The sequence below is a fragment of the Helicobacter saguini genome, assembly GCF_000762875.2.
GTDB classification, from domain to species: Bacteria; Campylobacterota; Campylobacteria; order Campylobacterales; family Helicobacteraceae; genus Helicobacter_A; species Helicobacter_A saguini.
The window spans coordinates 1-23,717 of the sequence record NZ_JRMP02000015.1; the positions used below are offsets into that span (position 1 = coordinate 1).

Here is a 23,717-nt window from a genome sequence, read left to right on the forward strand (position 1 = left end):
AAAAGACTATATGATTTTTTACACTAATCTTAGTGATAAACATTTAGATTCTAATGTAGAAGATTCTAGAAAAAAAGTTTATGCTAGATTTATAAGTGTGAAAGCTTACTAAATCTCCCAAATAATCAACTAACTTCTTATATTTCCTGTGAATAAAATAAGAACCAACCAAAAGAGCCACAATGACAATACCACCGACCCATATTTGATTATTTTCTAGCTTATTCATATTAATCATAGCATAGCCAACAATCCCAAAAATAGAAGTAACAAAAAGCATTAAAAAAGCCTTATGAATGGATATATTTTCTTTAACCTTATCCTTTTTACTCATAAACTTTTTAATCCTTAAAATCACTACCTACATTTTTCATAAGCAAAACTATATCATAAATTTTGAAAAAAATGATATATATATGTAAAAATTTTCAATTTTTTATATACATATAGCTTTTTTTATGTTATTCAAAATCTTAAAGAAAGCTTAAAAATTGCCTTTAGACTTGCTTAAAACCATTCTGCTCTCGCATTCAAATAGAATCTAGATTCTATTGTTTATAAAAAATGGTGTTGGGAATTTAAAAATATAGAATCTAATTTAACTTATTCTAAGCCATTTCTTACATATCATTATAAGCTTCACAGGCGGTTTTATAGCCTAAGTCGCAGGATTTTTTAAAATTTTCTTTTGCTTTTTGAAAATCTTTTGTAACATTATCACCATTATAATAATATGTCCCTAAATTAAAACACTCCATAGCATTATTTTTAGCACATTTTTCCATCGCCACTTGCATTTTTTGTGTAAAATTAGCACTTACACCATCTTTACTACCATATATCGCATCCCTATTTTCACTACACACGATGTAGCTATCATCTTTATCACACACGATTTTAAAATACTTTTTTGCCTTGCTAATATTCTGTGGCAGCCCATTTCCACTTTCATACATACTACCTAAATCAAAACAAGCCTTTATCTCATTAAGAATGCAAGCTTTTTCATACAAATTTATATCATTTTTGCTTATCGCCACATAATAACAAGCCCATCCAAAGTCTTTATCACAGGCATTTATGTAGTTTTTAAAATCTTTATTTGGCTTAAAATTAGGACATTTTTTAGATTCTAATTTACAGATTTTTACTAGATAATAAAAGCTTTTGTTAAAATCTTTCTTAATATTTAATTCGTTTTTACCATCAAAATATATAGTATGCAACGCTTCACACGCTTCTTTAAAGTCTAAATTACAGGCTTTGTTATATAGCTCTAATCCTTTTTGCACATTTTGTTTTACATTATCCTTGCCATAAAGATAGTAGCCAGCAAGCCACACGCAACTTTCCCTACCATTATTATCGCATTGCTTCTTAAAATCATCTATTTTAGATTTCTCACTTATATATTCATTTTGCACGTAAATTTTATTTTTTTTGTTATCTTTATTTAAATTATCCGCTACTAAAACAATGCAAAATATGAGAAATACACACAAGATTCTAAACATTAATAGCCCCTTAAAAAGCATATATTATAATTAATTTTCCTTTAAAAAGTTACAATTTTTCACATAAATTCATAATCTTAAAAATTAGATTCTAATATGTAATTTTGCTACATTTCTAAACACTCTTACATTTTTCTTTTGTTTTTTGTTACTTTTTATTGCAAAAGTTAGTTTTTTTTATATGATATATAAAGGTTTATAGAATCTAGATTCTATACCAAACTGCAAAAAAGGAAGAGTATGAAGCCGCTTAGTAAAATTATCTGGCTTGTTATAGCTATTGTTGGGGCTTGTTGTTTTGGCGTGTTGGCACTGCATAAGGGCGAGAAAATCTCCGCACTCTATCTTGTCATCGCTGCTATTTGTATTTACGCGATTGCGTATCGCTTTTATAGCGCGTTTGTCGCGTATCGTGTGCTAGGCTTGGATAAAAATCGCATCACTCCTGCGGTCTATCACAATGATGGGCAAAACTTCGTCCCTACGCATAAAGCGGTGCTTTTTGGGCATCACTTTGCCGCGATTGCGGGCGCTGGTCCTTTGGTAGGTCCTATACTTGCCGCGCAAATGGGCTATTTACCATCTATGATATGGATTTTAGTTGGTGGGTGCTTGGCTGGAGCGACACATGATTTTGTCGTGCTTTTTATTTCATCTCGCCGCAATGGTCGTTCCTTAGGCGAAATGATAAAAGAAGAAATGGGCAATACAATCGGTCGCTTTGCAATGCTTGCCATTTTTGGCATTATGCTAATCATTATTGCAATTTTGGCAATGGTCGTGGTTAAGGCGTTAGCGGATTCTCCTTGGGGGACTTTTACGATTGCTATGACTATTCCTATCGCGATGTTTATGGGTGTGTATATGCGATTTTTACGCCCTGGACGCGTAGGTGAGGCTAGTATCATCGGCTTTATTTTGTTGCTTCTTGCACTTTATTATGGCTCTGTTGTCGCGGATAATCCTGTTTGGGCGGAGTATTTTCACTTTGAGGAGACGACTTTAGCCTTAATTATTATTGCTTATGGCTTTATTGCGGCGATTTTGCCTGTGTGGCTATTGTTAGCTCCACGCGATTATTTAAGCACATTTCTTAAAATCGGCGTAATTGTGGTAATGGCGATTGCCATAATAATCGTAGCCCCCGACTTGCAAATGCCAAAAATCACAAAATACATCGATGGCACAGGTCCTGTGTTTGCTGGTAAGCTTTTCCCTTTTCTATTTATAACCATTGCGTGTGGGGCAATCAGCGGCTTTCACGCGCTAATTAGCTCAGGGACTACGCCTAAAATGCTAGAGAATGAAACACACGCGCGAATGGTAGGCTATGGCTCGATGCTTATGGAATCTGCTGTCGCTATTATGGCACTTGTAGCGGCGTGTATCTTAGAGCCTGGCTTATATTTTGCCATAAACTCTCCTGCGGCAATTATAGGTAGCGACATCGCTGGAGCGGCAAAAACCATTAGTGAATGGGGCTTTGTAGTAAATCCGGCAGATATTAGCGGTATGGCAGATTCTATAGGAGAGCGAACGATATTAAGCAGAACCGGTGGTGCGCCAACTTTTGCGATAGGACTAGCGACTATCATTTCAAAAGTGCCGATATTTTCACTCGCGTCAATGGATTTTTGGTATCACTTTGCGATTTTGTTTGAAGCGTTATTTATCTTAACCGCTGTGGATGCTGGCACACGTGCTTGTAGGTATATGGCTCAAGATATTTTAGGCAATGTGTATAAACCTTTAGGGAATTTAGAATCTATTCCTGCTTCGCTATTTGCTACAGGCTTGTGCGTAGCTGGATGGGGCTACTTTTTATACCAAGGGGCAATTGACCCAAAAGGCGGGATTTACTCGCTATGGCCACTATTTGGCGTTAGTAATCAAATGCTTGCTGCAATGGCGTTGTTGCTTGTTATGGCGATATTATTCAAAATGGGCAAAGGGAAATTTGCGTGGGTGGTGGCTGCGCCGGCGGCATTTGTTTTAATAGCGACTTTATATGCTGGTGTGCAAAAAATCTTACCTGCAAATGGTGAAAGGGTGCATGATGCGGTAAGCCACGTAGCATTTGTCCAAAACGCCCCGGCAAAAATCGCTGCTATGGAATCTAAAATTGCGGACTTAGAATCTGGAGCTATATTACCAAAAGCAGCGGCGACTTTAGAATCTAACGCTTTAGATTCTAACACAGAGAGTGAAGGCGTGGGCGTAGATTCAGCCACATTAGAAAAACTGCGAGGTGAAGAAATCGCTAGCGTGAAAAAAGATATAGCAATCTTAAAGCAAGGCGTGGTAAATAACACACTAAATGCAATTTTATGCGCATTTTTTATGTTTGTAACCTTGCTAGTATTGATACAATCAATCCGCATAGCCCGTCAATGCAGTGAAGGAAAATGCGCTTACCCGTTGCGCGAAGAGACTTACCCCGCCCCAAATAACGCGTAATCGTTGGTAGATTCTAAACTTAAGATTCTATGAATGATAGAATCTTGTTATAAAAAGTTATGATAAATTAAATTTTTAAATTTATCTTATGTAAATTTTATTTCTTTTTGGTAGCTGTTTTTGACTTAGCATACTTATTTTTAGTGATAATATTTATGGGCTTTAGCGGGATTAGTAGCTTTTGATTGATTGAGAGATTGTTAGATTTTAGTTTGTTTAGCGATTTTAGTTTATCCACGCTTGTGTTGTTTTTTCGTGCGATGGATGAGAGTGTATCGCCCTTTTTTACGATGTATGTGGCTTGCAGGCTCGTGACTTCGACTACATCTTTAAAGTGTTGTTTAAAGTAGCTTAGCTTTTCATAAGGCAGATAGACTTGATAATCGCCGCTGCCTAGCGGAACAAAGTCGTATTTAAAATGCCGATTATAATTTTTTAGTGAATCTACGCTCATATTCGCGCCTTTTGCGATGTTTTTTAGCGAGTTGCCCGACTTCACACTTACGACCACGATAGAATCTGCCGCGCCGCGATTTAGCATATATTCCTTATCCATTTGCTTTAGCTCGTGCGCGTTGCTAAAGGCAAGGCTCATTGAGATAATTTTACGCAAATAATCGCGTGTCTCAAGCGGTAAATACTGCGCCTCCTCATCTAGCAAAACCTCGACATTATCGCTCCCAGCCTCTTTTATCGCGCGATTTAGCCGCCCAAGACCGCAGTTATACGCCATCGCAGCCAAATACCACTTGCCTGTGGCGTTATACAAATACTGCAAATAGCGAATTGCCGCAGCCGTGCTTTTAATGGGGTCGGCGCGCTCATCGATGTAGTCGTTGATTTTTAGCCCTAGCTCGCGTGCAGTAGCAGGCATAAATTGCCAGATTCCAGCCGCTTTTTTCACACTCAAAGCGCGCGCGTCAAACTCAGATTCAGCCATTGCTAAAAATAAAAACTCTTGCGGAATATCCGCGTCAAAAAGCATTTTTCGCAAAATGGGTATAAACTCGTAGCCATTGTCAAACTTGCGGCTTAGATACTGCCATTTACGCGTGTCAAAGGCAATGAGCCGCTCCTCTTTCTCCAAAGTGGCGATATACTCGGTAGGAATGCTAAACGCACTAATCGTCTCCTCATTAAAACGATTGATAACCTGCGTATTTATGGGCGTTAGCATACTATATTCGTTAAAATCGATTGAAAAATCATCGGCGGATTCTATTGTGTTATCTATCGTGTTTTTAGGTGTTGCAGGCTCGTCAAATACGCTATTTTGCGGGGTTTTAGATTCTATATGATTGATAGAATCAAGATAGCTAGAATCTTTTATAAGTTTAGAATCTTTTAAGATATGAGAATCAATAGATTTAGCACCCATAAAAGCTACAAAGCACAATAACAACAATTTAACACGACTCAATATAAATCCTTTAAAATTTCCATATTTCTATACAAAAATCTTAAGACTAACAAAAAATATTCCATAATTTAGTATTTTTTAGAATCTAGAAAAATTCTAATGATTTTTTTAGCAAAGACTTATTTATAAATACTATAACACATAATAAATTTTAGGTATTTTGCTTAAAAATATATTTTAATGTAGATTTGTTTTTTATTATAGAATCTACTTAGCGGTTTTAACACCGATGACGCCCCAGGTTTTCAGCACATCAATAGCGCTTTTCAATTGGATGTCTTTTACAATCATACTTTGCGTTATGTTTTTATTATCACTAGATTCAGTATTTTTAGAATCTTTAGAATCTGCCCCCTTAGAATCCGCAGAATCTGCGTTTGCTAGCTCATTTTTCAAATGCCGCTTCAAATCCGCCTCTTTAAACTCAAGCTGATTTTCGTTTCCCAGTGGCACTTCGCCCTCCGCTACGATAATATCAGGCTTAATGCCTACCGCTTGAATGCTGCGACCTGTCGGCAAGTAATATTTTGCCACGGTTAGCTTCAACGCCTCTTGACCCTTGTTGCCAAATGGCAGGACTTTCTGCACGCTGCCTTTGCCAAAGGTGCTTTCTCCTAGGATTATCGCGCGTTTGTAGTCCTGCAATGCCCCTGCTACGATTTCACTAGCTGACGCGCTACCGCCATTTACCAAAACGACTAAAGGGACGTCTGGGAAGTCCGCACCACCGCTTACTTTTAGCTCCATATTTTCGGTTTTCCCCTTTTCACTCACAACCACGCCGCTTTTGACAAAAAGGCTCACAAGTGATACCGCTTGGTCTAGCAAACCGCCCGGATTCCCGCGTAAATCAAGGACTATTCCATCGATTTTCCCTAGCTGTTTTAAGCCCTTTCGTGCCTCTTGCGTTACATTTTGGTCGAAAGTCGCCACGCGTAAATATGCGTAGTTTGTGTCTTCGATTTTGGATACGAATGTGGATTTTACCTTGATTTCATCGCGTTTTATTTCAAATTTTAGCGGTTTTGGCTCGCCACTTCGAATGATTGTAAGGACAACTTTTGTCCCTTTTTTCCCTTTCATAAGCGAGACGGCGTTATCGATTTTCATATCAAGGGTTGGCTTATCATCGATTTTAAGGATAATATCGCCGCTTTTTATCCCAGCCTTTTTTGCGGGGGTATCATCAAGCGGGGCGATGACCGTGAGCGCACCATCCTTGATACCGATTTGTATGCCTATGCCGCTAAAGCTGCCGCTAGTCTTAGTTTTCAAGTCCTCGTAGTCCTTTTGCTGCAAATACGCTGAGTGCGCATCAAGGTTGCTAAGCATACCAGAAATCGCCTTGTCAATGACCTCCGCGGTATCCAAATCGCTCACATAGTTATTTTCCACGACATTTACAGCCGCCATAAACTTCTGCAAAGCGTAGTCACGTTCAGCTTTCGTCAATTTTTTCTTAGGCGTTTTAGAATCTTGCTTATCATCATTTGCGGCAATCACTTGGATATTTTCGCCCTTGCTAAATCCTAGATTCTCACTTTGCGTCAAAGCAAAACCACCCACAAGCAACGCACTGCTAAGCACACCAGATAGAATATAAAAATTAAACTTTTTCATTTTTGTCCTTTTCTTGCGAGTGTTGTAACTTTTGCATTCGCTTTAAAATCGCTTTAAAATCGCAAAACATTTCGCAAAAATATAAAAGCTAAAATTGTATCATAAAATAATGTATAAAATATAATGCGGAATTTAAAATGCAAAATTTTGCTTTTATTATAATGAAAAACAAGAAAAACTATTGACAGCTTTTTTTTTTTTATATAATTACTTTTTAATTTATTTTAAAAAGGATTTTTTAATGAAAAAAATGTTACTTTGTGTTGGTTGTGCTTGCGTTGTCTTTTTTAGTGGATGTTCAAAACTTGTAGGGACAAAAGTAGATTCTAATGTTGGCTATATCGTGCAGTTTAATGGGAGTGATTTTGATGTGGGGGATGTTATCACCACAGAAATGCCTTATGACCCAAAGAATTTGAATATGACACAGACTTTGCTAAATAAGGCGATTACTGATAATAAATGTGATACAATCTTGTTGCCTCGTTACGAGATTATTTCAAAGACTTTTGGCAAAGACATTATTCGTGTGACAGGTAGAGCTGCTACATTTAAGAAAAAATAGGTAATATCTATTTTTTTATTAGCTGCATAAATTCTGTGCGGGTTTTAGAATCTTTTTGGAAAATGCCGCGAACGGCGGATGTTAAGATTCTGGCGTTTTGCTTTTGCGCCCCTCGCATCGCCATACACAAATGGAGTGCCTCACACACAATCATCGCGCCCTTTGGCTTTAAAGATTCCATAATGCTATCTGCGATTTGCTTTGTCAAATTCTCCTGAATCTGCAGCCGTTTGGCAAAGACCTCGACAAGTTTGGCAAGGCTTGAGATGCCAACGACCTTTTTATCCGGGATGTAGCCGATAGAAATATTGCCAAAAAAGGGCAGCAAATGATGCTCGCACATTGAGTAAAACTCGATGTCTTTAATGATAACCATCTCGTTAAACACGCCATCAAATTCATTAAATGTGTGGCTTAGAATCTCGCTAACATCGGCGTTGTAGCCACTATAAAGAAAATCATTTAAATCCATTAGCCGCTTTGGCGTTTTTGCTAGGCTCTCTCGCTTTGAATCTTCGCCGATTTTTTGGCATAGATTTTCAAAATAAGATTCTATACTTTCTTTGTAAGATTTGTTAGATTCTATAGAATCTATTTTGCTAGATTCTTTATTGCGTTTTTTAGAATCTTTTTTGGAATTTATACGTTTAGATTCCATAATTTCGCCTTTTTTTTAGAATCCTTGTTTTTTTAGAATCTCTTATAGAATCCTAAAAGTACAATATTAGAAAAGTGTTTGTTAGGTATTTTAGCAATTTAAAAATAATAAGATTTTTTTTATAGCTTAAATATCGCGTTTTGCTCTTAAAAATTAAAATAAATAAATTCACTATATTGAAAAAACAGCATTTTGTAGAGTGAATAGCCCAAAAGCACCCAAATAAACGCTAGATAACCTGAAAATGTGAGTGCATTTTTTTGCGGATTAAAATTTTTTAGCAATGTGATAGAATTTTTGCAAACAAAAACTAGCAAAAGTGCAAACACTAACATATAAATAAGCGTCCTAAAATCCCTTGTATCCGCGAAAATTTGGCTATTTTTCCACCATTTAGATTCTATATTTATGGCATTTATAAAAAACATATTTTTGATTAGCGTTAGGGCTGTATCTAGCTTTTCCGCGCGGAAAAAAATCCACGTGATATTTATAAAGTTGAATGTGATAAACCAACATAGAATCTTATAGAATCTAGATTCTAAAAAGGATTGAATCTTTGGGCTTTTAGGCTTATTATTTTGTAGGGCGGTGGATGTTTGGTTAGATTCTATGTTTTCACTTAAAAGGGTGGTGGGTGGGCGATTAGGATTTATAAAATTAGATTCTGTGTTTTCTTTAGAATCTATTTTAGAATCTTGTAAATTAGAACCTACTTTATTTATTTTAGATTCCATTTTAGAATCTTGCAACTTAGATTCTATAGAATCTGTCAAATAATTCACATTAATTTTAGAATCTTTTAAATGAATGTCAAACATAGATTCTAAAAAATATCGATAGATTCTATGAATACACATTGCGACTCCATGCAAGATTCCCCAAATCACAAAGCCAAGACCAGCGCCATGCCACAAGCCACTGATAAACGCCACGATAAAAAGATTGCGAAGCGTTAGAATCTTATTTAGCATAGAAGCGGAAGTGTTGCGATTACCACCAAGCGGAATGTAGATATAATCACGCAAAAATCGTCCTAGCGTAATATGCCATCGCCGCCAAAACTCCGCAATATTCAAAGATTTATAAGGCGAGGTAAAGTTAATCGGTAACGCAATGTTAAACAAAAGCCCAAGACCGATAGCCATATCACAATATCCGCTAAAATCAAAGTAAAGCTGAAAGGTATAAGACAAAGAAGTCGCCCAAGATTCAAAGATATTCAAAGTCACGCCAGAATCTAGCGCGGCGTAACCAGCATTCGCCCATTTTGCAAAGCTATCGGCGATAAAGACCTTTTTAAACAAGCCGATACTGAAAATAAAAAGCCCACGTGCGATGTTATCATACTTTAGAATCTTGTTGCGTAACTGCGAAAATTGCGGCATCATCTCTGCGTGATGCAAAATAGGACCGGCAATCAAATGCGGGAAAAATGTTACAAAAAGTGCATAATTTATGATATTTCGCTCAACTGCGCGACCTTCATAACAATCCACCAAATACGCGATTTGAGTTATGGTAAAAAAGCTAATACCAAGCGGTAAGATTATATGCAAAAGTGCGATATTTGTGTGAAACAAAGCATTAAAAGATTCTATAAAAAAGTCCATATATTTAAAGTAGCAAAGCAGGCTTATATTAAAAATCAAAGCGATGATAAGCAACAATCTACCACGATTGTTTTTTATTTTTTGGGAGTGTTTAGAATCTAGATTCTTAGAATCTTGCGAAATTTGCATAGAATCTTTTGCCCTTAAAATTAGCCCAGAAATAAAATAATTAAAACTTATAGAAATTAGCAATAATGCAACATTTTTATACTCCCACCACGCATAAAAAACCACGCTCATAAACGCCAAAAAGCCCGTAGCCAACGCATATTTCTTATAATGATTTAGCAAAAAATAAACACAAAAAGTAATCGGCAAAAAGATAAAAATAAATTGATAAGAATTAAATAACATAAATTTCCTTAAAAAGCTCAAAATAAAACCAAAATCTTAGCGAAAAATTGTGTAATTTATAGAATTTACTCCCTAAAATTCATAGCGGTGTCTTTCCATCTTTTTGCCGCGCCATTGCCCTTATCTATGGAATCTAGCTCGCTTAAAATATGCCTAATTGATGGGCTAATGATTGCTACAAAATAAGATTCTAAAAGCAGCTTTTCTTGCGAAGAGTGCGCTAGATAGCCACTTGAGCCAGCATGCAGCATCGCAGTTTGTGCCGCATCCAAAGTAAGCCTGCTAGCCTTTAGCCGCAGCTCCAAAATAGAGCGTAAATATCCGCTATCACAAGTCCTAAAATTTGTAGCAAGGTCACTTAACTCACGCAAAAAATCATCACGAAGCGCGGTAAGTTTGCTCTCATTTAAAGGCAAAAAATTATTCAAAACGCCCTTTTTCACATTACTTTTTTTTATTAAATCAAGCGAAAGATTAATGCTACCAAGTGCCATTCCCATTTGCAGTAGCAAAAATCCAGATGTTACACTTAGCAAAAAAGACTCGGCTGGAAGCCCTAGCACATGGGCATTTGGCATAAAATAATCACTCAAAATCACGCTTTTAGTCGCACTCCCATCAAGGGCGATAAAGTGCGTATCTTTCAGTTTCACGCTTGCATTTTGCGGGTCACAGAGCACGATTCCAGCGACATTATAAGGCTTATCAAGCTTTGCTACCACGCCCAAAATATGATTAGATTCCAAGTTTGACACCCACGGAAGCATCCCATTTAGCACATATCCGCCATCAACTTTTTTTGCATTTAGCAGCATATTTTCAAACCCAGCATAGCTTTTCATAGGGTTGCTTAGCCCCGTGCCACCAAGGATTTCACCACTTGAGACCTTGCTAAAAAATTCAGCCTTAACATTCTCATTTTTCGTGCGGAAAAGATACCAGGCTAAAACACTTTGACACCACGCACAAAACGCGGTGTTACCGCAGGTTTGACCAATTTGAGCAATCGTTAATATAGAATCTAAAAGCCCATCTTTGCCAGATTCTAAAAAAAAAGAAAAAGCACCTATTTTAGCCATTTCTTGCAAGGTATCACGCGGATAGATTCCATCATTATGTATAGAATCTAGCTGAACTTTTAGGCTAGAATCTATCACATTTTGTAACTTTTTAGAAATTTTCGTTTCCATTTTTTCGCCTTTTTAATAATTTTCAAAAATTTTTCTTATAAAATTTGTAATTTATGCTTAAAATCTTATCATTTTTTTATCATTTTTTAGTATAATGCTAGAATTTTTATGGATTTTTAAGGAAATATTATGAGTGAAAATGAGAATAAGGAAAATAAAAGTCCCGCTCTTTTGATACTTTTGCTACTGCTTATCGTTGCCGCTGTGGGCGGGGCTGCGTGGTATTTTTTAAGTGGGGATAAAAAAGATTCTAATACAACAAATACTATGGATACTACTAATTTTCAATCTAACAATACCACAAATGAAATACCTACAAGTAATTATACATCTCAAGCTCTAGAATCTTCTGTGCAGTCTAATGAAAATTTTAATGCTCAATACAACAATATACAGCCAGAATCTAGTTATGCCCAAAGTTCTACCAATTTAAACGACACAAAAACAAATAGTCTTTCTAGCAGTAATAAAGAAACTGATGGTAGTGCAAACGCTTTAAATAATATGATAAATTCTAATAACAACAATAAAAATCTCACAAATACAAATAATATTCAATCTAGCAGAACAAATAAAGATGTCTTTGTGAATAAAACTACGCATAATAGTTTTAATCAAAACAATTTAAACAAGGATACTAAACAACTTTCAAGCATGGAATCTAGCAAACAAATAAACAAAGATTCTAAGCAAAATAATCACAATAGCAATGTAAAAACAGCTAATAAACAATCAAGCGAAGATTCTAATCAATCTAAAACTCAAACAAATGAAAATATAGATTCTAGCAATAACATAAATGAAAACTCTAGCAATGTAGAGTCAAATGAACAAGATACTACTAAATCAAATGAAAATATTAAATCCAACGATGAAATAATAAAACAAGATTCCATTAATAATGTGAGTGATACAACACAATACAATAAAGAATCTAGCCAAAATAAGAATATTAAGGATATAACATCAACAAATGATAAGTCTAAAGAAGATTCTATAAATGAAACGAATACTCAGTCTAACAAATACTCACATAATGAAAGCAAAACCACAAAAGAAAGTGATAAATCTAGTGATGATTCAAATAAGAAGTCTAAAAACACAGAATCTAACGTGCAAGATTTAATTCAATCAAATGAAAATATTAAATCTAACAGCAAGGATAATTCTACACAAATAAGTGAAAAATCTAGTAATGAAAGTAACAAGGATGATATACAATTTAGTAAGCAAAATAATGAAGCCAATAAAAATAACAATGAGAACACACAAAAAGAACACACAAAAGATAGCAATCAAGATAATACAACGATAGTGCATTCTAATGACACTTGCGATATAGCACCAGCGTGCAATCACGATGATGTTTCACAATCTCTTGTTATAGCTAGTCTTAAAAGTCATGCAATGGTAAGGGCGGATGAAGAGCTAGAAGTAAATGGTAGAGAGGCTAGAGAAAGATTCTTAGAGTTATGGGAAAAAACTCAAAATAGCATATTGCCAAAACTAACTTCGCATATCAGCAATATTAAAGATTATGGTTTAAGCGAGGATAAATCTCAAAGATTCTGCAATGCTAGCTATTATACTGAGGTCTTACAAGATTTTGGAAATGGTTGGAGAGATAAAAAAGGTGATAAATCACCAATTTACAGTGTTACTTATGATGTTTCATGTAAAAATTCTAAGCCACAAATTAAAATAATGCAAGATAGCATAAGATTAACTAATATGGATTATGATATATTTGACTCAATAGTGCAAAATAACAACAAAAAAATAAATAAAGATGTGCCACCGAAATGTGATGACATTCAAGTGCATAGGCAAATTATGAAAGCAAGTTTTGAATATCATGCGATAGCCAGAGCGGACGAACAAGAAAGAGAATTTGGCGTAGATGCAAGGGAAAATTTTATGAATCTATGGAATAGAACTCAAAATATTGTAATCCCAAAGCTTACTTCGCATGTGAGTAACATAAGAGATTTAGGAATAAATTCTAAGAATAATAGGACATGTGAGGCAAATTATTATACAGAAGTATTAGAAGATTTTGGGAATGGTTGGAGTGATAAAAAGGGTGATAAATCACCAAATTATCTAATATATTATAATGTTAAATATAATGATAATAAAGACATTGAAATAGAGGTAACAGCACAAAACAGATCTGAATAGTTAAAATTCTTGTTTGGTACTATTTCCCAACGCAGAATTGTGAAAACATAGAATCTAGCATTTCTTCGACATTGTAGGGCTTTGTGATTTGGCTTATGTTTTGCAGGGCATTTGTTAGTTCTAGGCTTGTTAGTTCTAGGGCGTTTGTTGGTAGTAAAGTAATAGCGGTTTGGATATTTTGCAGGGCAGATTCTAAGAGTAATTTTTGAGTGTGATTTGTTAGGATTAATGTATCTTTGTCGATATTAAAAGTTAGGATTTGGCTAATTTTATCCTTTAAAATATTAGCACAACTAGCTTCTTTTGTGCTAATTTTTAGCACTTCAAAGTTAGGAAATTCATAAGTATTTTTATGCTCTAAGTCAACCTTATTTAAAATTATTAAAATAAATTTATCATGCAAAGAATCTAAAAACTCTAAAATCTTAAAATCATCTTTTGTCATTTCGCTTGAAATATCAAAAATACATAATAAAATATCACTTTTATTAGCAAATTCGAAACTTTTTTGAATGCCTTGAGATTCAATAGAATCTTTACTATCCCTAATCCCGGCGGTATCAATGATTTTAATCAAATTGCCGCAAATATCGATATACTCGCTAATTGCATCGCGCGTTGTCCCGGCAATGTCGCTTACAATGGCGCGATTTTCATTTAAAAGCATATTTAAAATGGAGCTTTTGCCTACATTTGGACGACCTAGAATGCAAAGATTTAGATTCTGTAATTTGTTATATTTAGTTGTAGAATCTATAATATTTTTAAAATTAGATTCTATATTTTGTAAGTTTTTAAGCGAAATATTCAAAATATTAGAATCTAGCTCTTCTTCAGCATAATCGATATTTACTTCAATTTGTGCGATTATTTCTAGCAATTTCACGCGGACAGATTCTAAATTAGATTCTAATTTTCCGCATAAATTTCGCGTTAAAAGGGCTCGAAAGTTAGCATTTTTAGAATTTATTAGCGAAATAATTGAATCTAATTTGATTAAATCTAGTTTTCCATTTTTTAAGGCTCTTTTGCTAAATTCCCCGGGTTCTGCTAAAGTTGCGCCATAAAATAAGCACATTTTTAAAATATCATTTGCAATAATGCTACCGCCGTGACTTTGAATCTCGACTAAATCCTCTCCTGTGTAGCTTTTGGGTGCTTTAAAATAAATAATAATTGCGTTGTCAATTAGCTCATTTTTTTCATCATAAATGTTGCGTAAAGTCGCTACACGTGGGCTTAGTGGCGTTTTAGAATTTAAAAGTTTATAGGCAATTTCTAATGCCTTATTGCCACTCATTCTTACAATGCTTATTGCACTCTTACTTAAAGCGGTAGAAATTGCCACAATGGTAGGTTCAAAATCATTGCAATCTTTTAAATTTTCTAACTTTTTATTAAAATTATTAGAATCCTGCATGGTAGATTCTATAACTTTAGAATCCAAAAAGTTATGATTTTTAGAATTTTTAGATTCCATAAATTCGCCTTTTAGATTCTATAAAATCATAAAAATTTAGTATTTTGGAAAGCCATGAATATTAGGAAGCCCGATATTAACGCTATTTCGTGGCATTCCAGCGTTTAAAAAATCATTGATTGTAATGTATTTTTCTCCCTCCGGCGTATCGCGGAAAACGATGTATTTATTTGGCAGCGCCTCACGCAAGATTTTCAAAGCAATATGCGTTAAAATGCCATCAAGTGGCTTAGTTTGCGCCTTGCCCTCCGCCTTTGCAGTCTCAATTATGGGCTGCAAATATGCGTGCATCATTTCCTCTTGGTTTTTTAGGAATTGTGCTATTTCAAGGCGGACAGAATAGCCATACTTCGCATTTATCCAGTTAAAAAGCAAGTAAGATAACGATTTGTAGCGATAGCCTTTTTGCCCGATAAGTAGCGCGGCATCAAGCCCATCAATTAGGATAAAAAGCGTGTGCTCATCATGCACTCTCACCTGCACTTTGCTTAAATCAAGCGGCAAAAATTTTAGCAATTCTTTTAACTCAGCTTGAATTTCCTTGCAATCAGATTCCATTTTTTCTAAGTCAAACTCTTGCTCTTTAGAATCTATAAAGTTAGATTTTTCATAATTTTTATGATTTTTTATACTAGATTCAGTAGCTTTAGAATCTTTATAATCAAAGCTAGATTCTACAAAATCTTTTCTTTTAGAATCTTTATTTTGACTTTGCATATTTTTTAGATTGCTAAATCGCTCATCTTTAAAGTTATTTTGAAAATCTTTATTTTGATAGCTACGTTCTACTTCTTCGTATTCATCGTCATTTTGGGCGTTATATTTTGAGTAAATATTGCGATTTTTTTGATATTTATCTTTATTAAAATCTCTAGAATCTTTATTACCAAAATCTCTAGAATCTTGTTTAAAATTAGAATCTTTTTGAGCTAGATTCTGTGGCTGCGTTGTCGGTGTATACGATGTTTCAGTATCGTTATTATCCCAAGGGATTTTATCATTAGATTCTATATCAGCCTTTTTTGTATAGATAGAATCTTGTGGTGTTTTCTTAGCATAAATCGAAGCTGTTTTAGATTCTAACGCCCTAGATTCCACGTCTTTAAAAGATTCCGCACTCTTATTTACATCATTAGCACTCTCCACCGACTTAGGACTTTCCAAAGACGAGCTAGATTCCAAAGACGAACTAGTTTTAGAATCCAAACCACTAGAAGTTTCAATATTACTAACTTTTTGCTTAGAATCTTCGCTTACTAGATTAGCTTTAGATTCTATAACTTTTTCACTATTAATATTAGGATTTTTAGAATCTTCGCTATTTTTCTCCACATTAGCACCACTAGCGACAGGCAAACTATCAGCCGAACTAGACGACATAGCCACATTATGATTTTCCAAACTATTTTGTAAATTATTACTAGATTCTATAACCTTTTTATTAGCGACAATTATTACATCTTTTTTCCCAAATCCTAAAAATCCATTACTAGCATTCTGCGTAATTTCGTATTCTAACTGCGTTAGCGAACAATCATAATATTTCCTTGCCTCTTCTAATGCTAAATCTAAAGTTTTTGCTACAAATTTTTTCATTTTTATTCCTGTTAGTGATTTTATAACTATTTATGTAATTATATCGTTATTTTTTATGTTTGTGTGTATTTTTTGCCCCATTTTTTGCTACGTTTTTTGTGTGATGTTCCGCGATTTCTTTTGCCTTTTTAGCGTCCAGCATTTTATTAATGATAATTTGTTGCAAAATCGAAATAATGTTATTTATCGTCCAGTAAAGTATCAATCCAGCCGGAAAAGTAATCAAAAATATGGTAAAAATCACCGGCAACCACTTGAAAACTTTCGCCTGAATAGGGTCAGTAATCGCCGTTGGCGTAAGGCTTTGCTGCAAATACATCGATAGCCCCATAAGAATAGGCAACACAAAATAAGGGTCCATCACACTCAAATCATGCACCCAAAACATCAAAGGCGCATTTTTAAGCTCCACAGCGTTATAAAGCACGCGATAAATCGCAAAAAACACAGGGATTTGCAGTAACAAAGGCAGACAGCCCCCTAGCGGATTTGCCCCGTGTTTTTTATACAGCTCCATCATTGAAGCCTGCATTTTCTGCGGGTCGCCCTTGTATTTTTCTTGAATCTCTTTCATTTTTGGGGCTAAATCTTTCAATTTTTGCATCCCAACCATTCCTTTGAAGCTAAGTGGGAAAAGAATGATTCTAATGATAATCGTCAAAAGCACTATAGCCACGCCCCAGTTACCCACATAAGTGTAAAGCCACTCAAGCAAACTAAAAAAATACTTCGCAAAAAAGGTAATGCGACCATACTCCACAATGCTTGTTAAATGCGGATTTATGCTTTGCAAAACCTTGTAATCTTTAGGACCGATGTAGCCTTTAAAACTCTCCATTTGCTCTTGCACATTGATAAAAGGACGCGGCAGTCCCTTACCATAAGAGCCGATACTAACGATACCCAAAGTCCCTTCCGGCTTAAAAAGCACAGATGTGTAATATCTATCCGCACTAGCAAGATACAAGGCATCGCTAAAGTTTTCTCCCTCCTCTCTTGCATCGCCATCTTCTATTTTTTCAATCGTGCCATTTGCATTTTGCAGCACCACGCCATGAAAGACATAAGCCTCACTATCAGCATCAGGACGCATTCCATTGCTAATTACATAGTGCAGATTCTGACTTAACTCAATGCTAACATCATAAGTCATATTTGGATAAATTGTTAGAATCTTTTTTAGCACTACATCGCCTAAATCTTGCGTTAATGTAAGCGTTTGCGGCTCATTTTCTATCGTAATATGGCTTTTGTCCGCACTAAATTTATTTTGTATAGCCAAATCATTATATTTAGAATCTACAAAAAACATTTGCAACGGATAAAGCGGCACATTATTAGCAAAAAGCGGCAATCTATCTAGCTTTTTATTCTCTCCGCTAATCATTCCAAAAAGACGCCCTAAGTGCGTAAAAATCCCCTCTTGCGGGGGCTGGGTAAATTTATCTGCCTTTAAATAAACTTGCGTAATCGCCCCGCTAACATCAATATCCATATCAAAATCTTTTGCGCTAATCGTAGTCAAGATTTCCTTTTTTGTAGGAACGGAATTTGGTGCGCCTTTCATATTTTGCGTGTTTTGCGTGTTTTGCAGGGCGTTTGAGCTAGTAGCGGAGTTTGGCACAGCATTTGCGTTAGAATCTTGTTTTGTAGAATCTTTAGATTCTATACTCGCCTTAGAATCCGCTTTAGAATCTGTTTGGCTGGACTCTGGGGCGAAATATTTAGACCATAAAACGATAATTAAAAATGAGATAGCAACCGCTAAAATTAACCTTACATTACTTTGTTTATCCACTAAAAACCTTTAATTTATGTAAATTGAAATTATATAAAATTTTTGTGATTTAAGCAAATAAGTTTGCGATTTTATTAGAAAATATGTTACTTTTTGTGGAGACTGAATCGTGGGCTTAGTTAGGAAATTTGTTTGTTTAAAGGCATTAAAGCTATTAAATTTAGAATCTAATCCCTTTTTATAAATAAATGGAGCTTGAAAGCCACCTTTAAATAACGGATTACAAGATAAGATTCTAAAACTTGATTTAAAAAACGCCAAAAACGCATTATCATACTTAAAAAGCAGCAGGGCATACTGCGAACAGCTAGGATAATACCGACAATTTTGCCCCAAAAATGGCGAAATAAAAACCTGATAGAATCTAATAAATTTTAGGTATAAAAGTTTCATTTTTATTTTACTTTCAGTTATTTTCTTAAAGAAGTATATTATAAATTTATAAATTTATTTCTTAGATTCTAAAACAATTTCCGTTTGAAGCTTATGTTAAAGACGCTGCTGCGCCAGAAGTCGGGCTTTTGTGGTGTGCCTATTATGGGTTGTGGGGTTGTTGGGTTTTGTGGGTTTATGTATATATCAGATTCTGTGCCTTTTGCGGTATCACTTGCGACTTCTTTAAAGCCCGGGAGTTCTAAGAATGCTAAGGGGACAAAAAGCCCAAATTCTATGCGATTTTTATTGCTAATGGTAAGATTAAAGCCAAGATTTAGTGAATAATCAACTTGCAAATTATAATTCCAAATATAATTTGCTGGATAATATCGATTAAGCGTTTGCCCATTCACATACACGCTATCGCGGCGAATGTAGGGACGATAATACATAACACCGATATTTATACCGATAAATGCGCCGATATAATGTTTAAACTTAGAATCTAGTGGAAACTCAAAGAGTATATCCGCACTCATGTGTGCTAGTGCGTAGTAGCTATCGATGTCCTTGCCTGTGAGCGTTGTGGCGTTTTCATACATTCCTGTGTTTAGATTATACTTTTGCGTATCGCCTAGCCACGTGCTAAAGACGCCACCCCAAAGGCGTGTGCCTATGTAGTGATTAAAAAAGCGTTGATAGCCACCATTCCCACCAAAGACAAAGGGCTTAGTCTGCGTTATGGTAATATCACAGCCCTTTATTGTTTGTGCTGCTGTGCCACCTGGCGTATATTGTGGATTTTCCACATCTCGCATATTCGCACAGCCGCTTGTATAAATATCCACAAAGCCGATATTTATCCCCCCAAAAAAGCCACTTTTAGCCTGTGCGTCATTGTAGCCTTGCGCTAAGGTATTAAACTTATTATAGCTAGAATCTGAATCTATTATGTTTCCATAAGGAATATCCGCTTTAAAACTATCACCTAGCTGCTGTTTAAGGCTAAAGACTTCATATCTTAGCGAGTAAAGCTCACGCAATTTATCAGCGTAATTATCTTTTAGTGGTTCTAAAGGCTTTGCAACTTCTATAGATTCTAGAACTACGCTTTTTTTAGGCTTTTCTTTTGGCGGAGTTATAGGTTTAGATTCTATCACTTTTGGCGTTTCTACCTTTGGTATTATCACTTTTGGCTGTTTTGGCGGGTCTTTAAATGTGCGATTAGCATCTAGCTTTCCAAATGGCACAATGGCAAATGGATTTTGCAAATAATTTTCATCAATATTATATGGAGTTTCTTTTATAGAATCTACATTCATTCTATTATCATAGAATCTTGTCGTAGCCGACTTTCTATTATTGTTATTAAGGATAGAATCAAGTAAGATTCCATTAGTAGATTCTATAGAATCTGCATTTAATAAAAAGCTAAAAATAAATATCAATAAAATCTTTTTCATTATCTAACCTTAAAACACAAATGAGCCGCTAACCACATAGTTATTCCTAAAATCAAGTGGATGTTCCAAAGGATTTAGCGGATTTAAAATCAGTCGCTCAATCTCAAAGCGAATATATTTTGTAATACTAAAGCTAACGCCTAAGTGCAAATTAATACCGATATGCTCGACATTATTAAGCCACCCAGCCCCAAAGCCAAATCCCATAATAAACCCAAAATGGAAAGCATTAGTGAATCTAAATAAATTCACATCATGCAATAGGCTAAAACGCGTCCCTGCATAGTAGTTCACGCGTCCATTGTTCTCACCAAATAGGCTAAAACCCTCCACCTTTATCCCTATATCATTATTAAAGTAGCGAATGTAGCCTAGCTTTGCTATTCCTGTGAAATTCACACGAATTGCCTTTATACCTTCATTTCTATTAGGAGTATTTACAAAGTCCACTAATACACCACCACCTATGTAGTAGCCACTTCTAGCTGTATTTGCTATCCAGTCATGCTTTTCTTTCTCTTTAAAATAAACTTGTGAAGAAAGCATATATTTTTCTTTTTGTAGCTCATGGATTCTATAATCTATATCTTGTATTTGTGGAATCTTCTCACTTTGCTTTTTTAGTTCTTGCTCTTTTTTATACTCTTGTGCTTGTTTCTCCACTTTTTCACTTATAGGGATTTCTTTAGAATCTTTTTTAGAATCTAGTGCGACTTTTATTATTTTATATTCATTAGATTCTATAATCTTGTTAGTTTGCAAATCACCTAAGAAAACTCCGCTAGATTCTAATAAACTAGATTCCATAGAATCTTGTTTAGAATCTTCATATTGCTTTATAGAATCTAGCAGCTTAGATTCTATATTTATATCGCTAGGCTTTATAGAATCTAGACTATGCAATATTGTAGAATCTTCTACTTGTTTTATATGCGATTGTGGAGTCTCTTTTGTGCTAAAATCTTTTGGCATAGGCAAACTAGAATCCATTATAGTATCGCTATCTTGCTCTTCCCAGCCTGAGTTATAAAGCGGCGCGATTAACGCTTTAGATTCTAAAAACGTTATTAAAAGTATAAATAAAATTAAGATTCTAAAACACATAAACCCACCCCGCACTTAGCACCATAGGTTTAGCAAAGTCGCTATTTAATAAATTGTATGGTTTATCGACCACATTTTCTAATTTACGCGTTACATAATCACCATAGCTATAAAAAAATAGCTTGTAACCTAGCTCAATTTTATTACGATTATTTAACGTTAAATATGTAATCACACCAGCATTACTAGCAAAGCCATTAAGGCTATCCCAAAACTCATCATGATAAGTCATATACCCTACCCCAAATCCAGCACCGATACCAAAGCGAATGCGTTTAGAAATATTTACTTCAAACACTAGCTCCGCATTCACATTAGTCGCAGTAAAAGTCGTATCAATAAAATCAGCCAAAGGGTCATTTTTAAGCGACAATAAAATATTACTAGCCACATTAGTATCCGCATACACACGCACGCCATACTGACGCGCTAGAGAGCCAAAAAAGTTTTGGAATCCTACTTTTATATTAATAGTAGGAAGAGTATGGACGTTACTTGCTACCGCACTAAAAGTAATGCCACCATGCAGCCCTAAAAATAAATGCGTTTTAAAGTTATCAAAGTCAGCCTTATCGTGTGCTTCTTGCACTTGCTTTTGCGTTTTAGCACTAAGAGCACCTTCTTGCAAGGTTTTAGAATCTAGCTTTTCAGGCTTTATAGTGTGCATTAGCTCTCTTTCATGGACGTAGTTCATATCTTTTAACGCATTCTCACGGCGTTGCAAGTAAATATCCATCTTTTGATTTTTTTGTCTTATTTCTGTAATATCTTTTGTGCTACCATCATTTAGCTCATTAGATTCTATATTTTTAGAATCTTTTAAAATATCTTGCACCTGTTTTTTTATTTCCTTATCTTCTTTTGTATTCTCAGTTTTTAATGTGCGAGTAATATCTACACTTGGCTTTTTTGGTGTTATCTTTTTAGAATCTTTTTTAGATTCTATAGAATCCATTTTAGTATTTGGCGGAGTGTTTAAAATATCTTCTACTTCTTTACTAAAATCTTTTAGCTTTTCTAGCTCTTTTGTATTTCCCCTTTGTATAGAGTTGCTTTTAGATTCCATATTATTATTAAAATCAGCGCGATTATCTTGTGGCTTTAGGCTAGATTCTATAGAATCTTCGGCTTTTAAAAAGCCAACAAACATTAATAAGATTAAGATTCTAAAAAACATATTCATACCCTATACTTGGTATCCCACTTACAAAGTAGCTCTGCATTCCGCCCACACTGCTTATAAGTGAAAAATTGATTTTATTTTTACCATTAATTCGCACGCCTAAACCTATATCGATTTTCCCGGCAAATTCATAAATATTATTATTGCTAAAACCTGTGATATTTGCCGAGCCAAAGCCAAAGTTAATAAAAAAAGTCGCACCAAACTTCCCGCCATTAGTCTCAAAAAAGTCATAAAGCAGCCCGATATTTAAAGTCGTATAAAACACAGCTCCTTGCCCAAAGCTAGATGCAATATCTACAAAGATTTGATAGCCTAGTGTATTTAGCGGTAAAACCTGTCCCATATAGCTTTGATAGCCTATTTTTAGTCCAAAAAGTAGGTAGTTTGTATTTGTGATATATGGATTATTTAATGGATTTATAGAATCTAGATTTGCTAATAAACTAGCGGTATTTACATTGATATTTGCCCCCCATAAGATTCCCACAAATACGCCACTTTTCCGCTCGGCAATATCCACTTTTCTAATAGTCTCTTTTATATCGCTATCATAAAACTTGCCAGAGCGTTGTATAAAAGGATAATATTTTCTATCTAATGTCGTGTAGTCAATTAAATATGGATTATTATCAGGCAAAATATTTAAAGGCTTTTGCTTTTTTGCCTTTTTTATATCCTTTTGCAATTGCTTTTCTTTTTTCTTTTGCTCCTTTTCTTGCTGCTTTAATTCCTTCTCACTCTTGTCTTTATCTATAGAATCTTGCGTTGTAGATTCTATATTATTAGAATCTTTTTCATTAGATTCTATATTATCCTTAGAATCTTTGTTTTCCTTATTAGATTTTGCATTTTGTTTAGAAGTGTTAGAATCTTGGCTTTTAGATTCTATATTCTCTTTAGAATCTTTTATAGAATCTTTATTGCTAGATTCAGTATTTTCGTTAGCTAACAACATAAAGCAGCCAAAAAATAAAAAACAAATATGTAAAAAAGTAACCTTACCTTTTCCCACAACTCACCCCAAAAACCCCAAATCCACTTAAACCCTTAAGCAAACCCAAATTTAAATTCCATAATTATAAAGAGAAATTAACAACATTTCGCAAATTCACGAATTCTCATAATAATATTTTATGCAATTCT

17 protein-coding genes are annotated in these 23,717 nt (G+C 34.8%); 3 read left to right on the forward strand and 14 right to left on the reverse strand.

The window, feature by feature from the left end:
• Positions 1-620: 620 nt before the first annotated feature.
• Positions 621-1,514 (reverse strand): tetratricopeptide repeat protein, encoded by an 894-nt coding sequence (locus LS64_RS08880; protein ID WP_034573982.1) that lies wholly within the window; start codon positions 1,512-1,514, stop codon positions 621-623.
• A 240-nt stretch (positions 1,515-1,754) separates the two neighbouring features.
• Between LS64_RS08880 and LS64_RS08885 the strand changes: the two genes are divergently transcribed.
• Positions 1,755-3,971, forward strand: coding sequence for a carbon starvation CstA family protein (locus LS64_RS08885; protein WP_034573980.1), 2,217 nt, complete (start codon positions 1,755-1,757; stop codon positions 3,969-3,971).
• 97 nt (positions 3,972-4,068) lie between these two features.
• On the opposite strand, the gene LS64_RS08890 is transcribed toward LS64_RS08885, so the two are convergent.
• Complete coding sequence (locus LS64_RS08890; protein WP_237416259.1) at positions 4,069-5,391, reverse strand: lytic transglycosylase domain-containing protein; 1,323 nt, start codon at positions 5,389-5,391, stop codon at positions 4,069-4,071.
• A gap of 207 nt (positions 5,392-5,598) precedes the next feature.
• Complete coding sequence (locus tag LS64_RS08895; protein WP_034573978.1) at positions 5,599-7,011, reverse strand: S41 family peptidase; 1,413 nt, start codon at positions 7,009-7,011, stop codon at positions 5,599-5,601.
• 241 nt (positions 7,012-7,252) lie between these two features.
• Here LS64_RS08895 and LS64_RS08900 point away from each other — a divergent pair, with 241 nt between their 5' ends.
• Positions 7,253-7,576, forward strand: coding sequence for a hypothetical protein (locus LS64_RS08900; protein ID WP_034571728.1), 324 nt, complete (start codon positions 7,253-7,255; stop codon positions 7,574-7,576).
• Positions 7,577-7,583: 7 nt separating this feature from the next.
• Here LS64_RS08900 and folE read toward each other — a convergent pair whose 3' ends face one another.
• From folE to LS64_RS08915, 3 genes are all read right to left on the reverse strand, one after another.
• Entirely contained in the window at positions 7,584-8,132 is a 549-nt protein-coding gene (gene folE / locus LS64_RS08905; RefSeq protein WP_034574311.1) for a GTP cyclohydrolase I FolE, read from the reverse strand.
• A gap of 248 nt (positions 8,133-8,380) precedes the next feature.
• Entirely contained in the window at positions 8,381-10,201 is a 1,821-nt protein-coding gene (locus LS64_RS13345; protein WP_237416258.1) for an MBOAT family O-acyltransferase, read from the reverse strand.
• Between the two features lie 65 nt (positions 10,202-10,266).
• Positions 10,267-11,391 (reverse strand): acyl-CoA dehydrogenase family protein, encoded by a 1,125-nt coding sequence (locus LS64_RS08915; RefSeq protein ID WP_052062572.1) that lies wholly within the window; start codon positions 11,389-11,391, stop codon positions 10,267-10,269.
• 129 nt (positions 11,392-11,520) lie between these two features.
• Here LS64_RS08915 and LS64_RS08920 point away from each other — a divergent pair, with 129 nt between their 5' ends.
• Positions 11,521-13,572, forward strand: coding sequence for a hypothetical protein (locus tag LS64_RS08920; protein ID WP_034572799.1), 2,052 nt, complete (start codon positions 11,521-11,523; stop codon positions 13,570-13,572).
• A 19-nt stretch (positions 13,573-13,591) separates the two neighbouring features.
• Here the strand turns inward: LS64_RS08920 and mnmE are convergent, their stop codons facing one another.
• From mnmE to LS64_RS08960, 8 genes are all read right to left on the reverse strand, one after another.
• Positions 13,592-15,052, reverse strand: coding sequence for a tRNA uridine-5-carboxymethylaminomethyl(34) synthesis GTPase MnmE (gene mnmE, locus LS64_RS08925; protein ID WP_237416257.1), 1,461 nt, complete (start codon positions 15,050-15,052; stop codon positions 13,592-13,594).
• 36 nt (positions 15,053-15,088) lie between these two features.
• On the reverse strand, positions 15,089-16,648 hold the full coding sequence (locus tag LS64_RS13350; protein WP_034572802.1) for a Jag N-terminal domain-containing protein: 1,560 nt from the start codon (positions 16,646-16,648) through the stop codon (positions 15,089-15,091).
• A 46-nt stretch (positions 16,649-16,694) separates the two neighbouring features.
• Positions 16,695-18,446, reverse strand: a complete 1,752-nt coding sequence (gene yidC, locus LS64_RS08940; protein ID WP_118949282.1) for a membrane protein insertase YidC — start codon at positions 18,444-18,446, stop codon at positions 16,695-16,697.
• A 9-nt stretch (positions 18,447-18,455) separates the two neighbouring features.
• Complete coding sequence (gene yidD, locus LS64_RS12820; RefSeq protein WP_052062581.1) at positions 18,456-18,839, reverse strand: membrane protein insertion efficiency factor YidD; 384 nt, start codon at positions 18,837-18,839, stop codon at positions 18,456-18,458.
• A gap of 68 nt (positions 18,840-18,907) precedes the next feature.
• Positions 18,908-20,284 carry an outer membrane beta-barrel protein gene (locus tag LS64_RS08945; protein ID WP_052062580.1) on the reverse strand — a complete coding sequence of 459 codons (1,377 nt, stop codon included), beginning with the start codon at positions 20,282-20,284 and terminating at the stop codon, positions 18,908-18,910.
• 9 nt (positions 20,285-20,293) lie between these two features.
• Positions 20,294-21,403, reverse strand: a complete 1,110-nt coding sequence (locus tag LS64_RS08950; RefSeq protein WP_138127313.1) for a hypothetical protein — start codon at positions 21,401-21,403, stop codon at positions 20,294-20,296.
• Positions 21,378-22,571 carry a hypothetical protein gene (locus LS64_RS08955; protein ID WP_138127315.1) on the reverse strand — a complete coding sequence of 398 codons (1,194 nt, stop codon included), beginning with the start codon at positions 22,569-22,571 and terminating at the stop codon, positions 21,378-21,380. Before LS64_RS08955 ends, LS64_RS08950 begins: the two co-directional genes overlap by 26 nt.
• Positions 22,555-23,529 carry a hypothetical protein gene (locus LS64_RS08960; RefSeq protein WP_052062577.1) on the reverse strand — a complete coding sequence of 325 codons (975 nt, stop codon included), beginning with the start codon at positions 23,527-23,529 and terminating at the stop codon, positions 22,555-22,557. The genes LS64_RS08955 and LS64_RS08960 overlap by 17 nt, the downstream gene beginning before the upstream one ends.
• Positions 23,530-23,717: the final 188 nt, after the last annotated feature.

Coding starts and splice junctions, on each gene's coding strand:
- LS64_RS08880 (WP_034573982.1), bottom strand. CDS start 1,514: ATGTTTAGAATCTTGTGTGTATTTCTCATATTTTGCATTGTTTTAGTA.
- LS64_RS08885 (WP_034573980.1), top strand. CDS start 1,755: ATGAAGCCGCTTAGTAAAATTATCTGGCTTGTTATAGCTATTGTTGGG.
- LS64_RS08895 (WP_034573978.1), bottom strand. CDS start 7,011: ATGAAAAAGTTTAATTTTTATATTCTATCTGGTGTGCTTAGCAGTGCG.
- LS64_RS08900 (WP_034571728.1), top strand. CDS start 7,253: ATGAAAAAAATGTTACTTTGTGTTGGTTGTGCTTGCGTTGTCTTTTTT.
- LS64_RS13345 (WP_237416258.1), bottom strand. CDS start 10,201: ATGTTATTTAATTCTTATCAATTTATTTTTATCTTTTTGCCGATTACT.
- LS64_RS08915 (WP_052062572.1), bottom strand. CDS start 11,391: ATGGAAACGAAAATTTCTAAAAAGTTACAAAATGTGATAGATTCTAGC.
- LS64_RS08920 (WP_034572799.1), top strand. CDS start 11,521: ATGAGTGAAAATGAGAATAAGGAAAATAAAAGTCCCGCTCTTTTGATA.
- mnmE (WP_237416257.1), bottom strand. CDS start 15,052: ATGGAATCTAAAAATTCTAAAAATCATAACTTTTTGGATTCTAAAGTT.
- LS64_RS13350 (WP_034572802.1), bottom strand. CDS start 16,648: ATGAAAAAATTTGTAGCAAAAACTTTAGATTTAGCATTAGAAGAGGCA.
- yidD (WP_052062581.1), bottom strand. CDS start 18,839: ATGAAACTTTTATACCTAAAATTTATTAGATTCTATCAGGTTTTTATT.
- LS64_RS08945 (WP_052062580.1), bottom strand. CDS start 20,284: ATGAAAAAGATTTTATTGATATTTATTTTTAGCTTTTTATTAAATGCA.
- LS64_RS08955 (WP_138127315.1), bottom strand. CDS start 22,571: ATGAATATGTTTTTTAGAATCTTAATCTTATTAATGTTTGTTGGCTTT.
- LS64_RS08960 (WP_052062577.1), bottom strand. CDS start 23,529: ATGTTGTTAGCTAACGAAAATACTGAATCTAGCAATAAAGATTCTATA.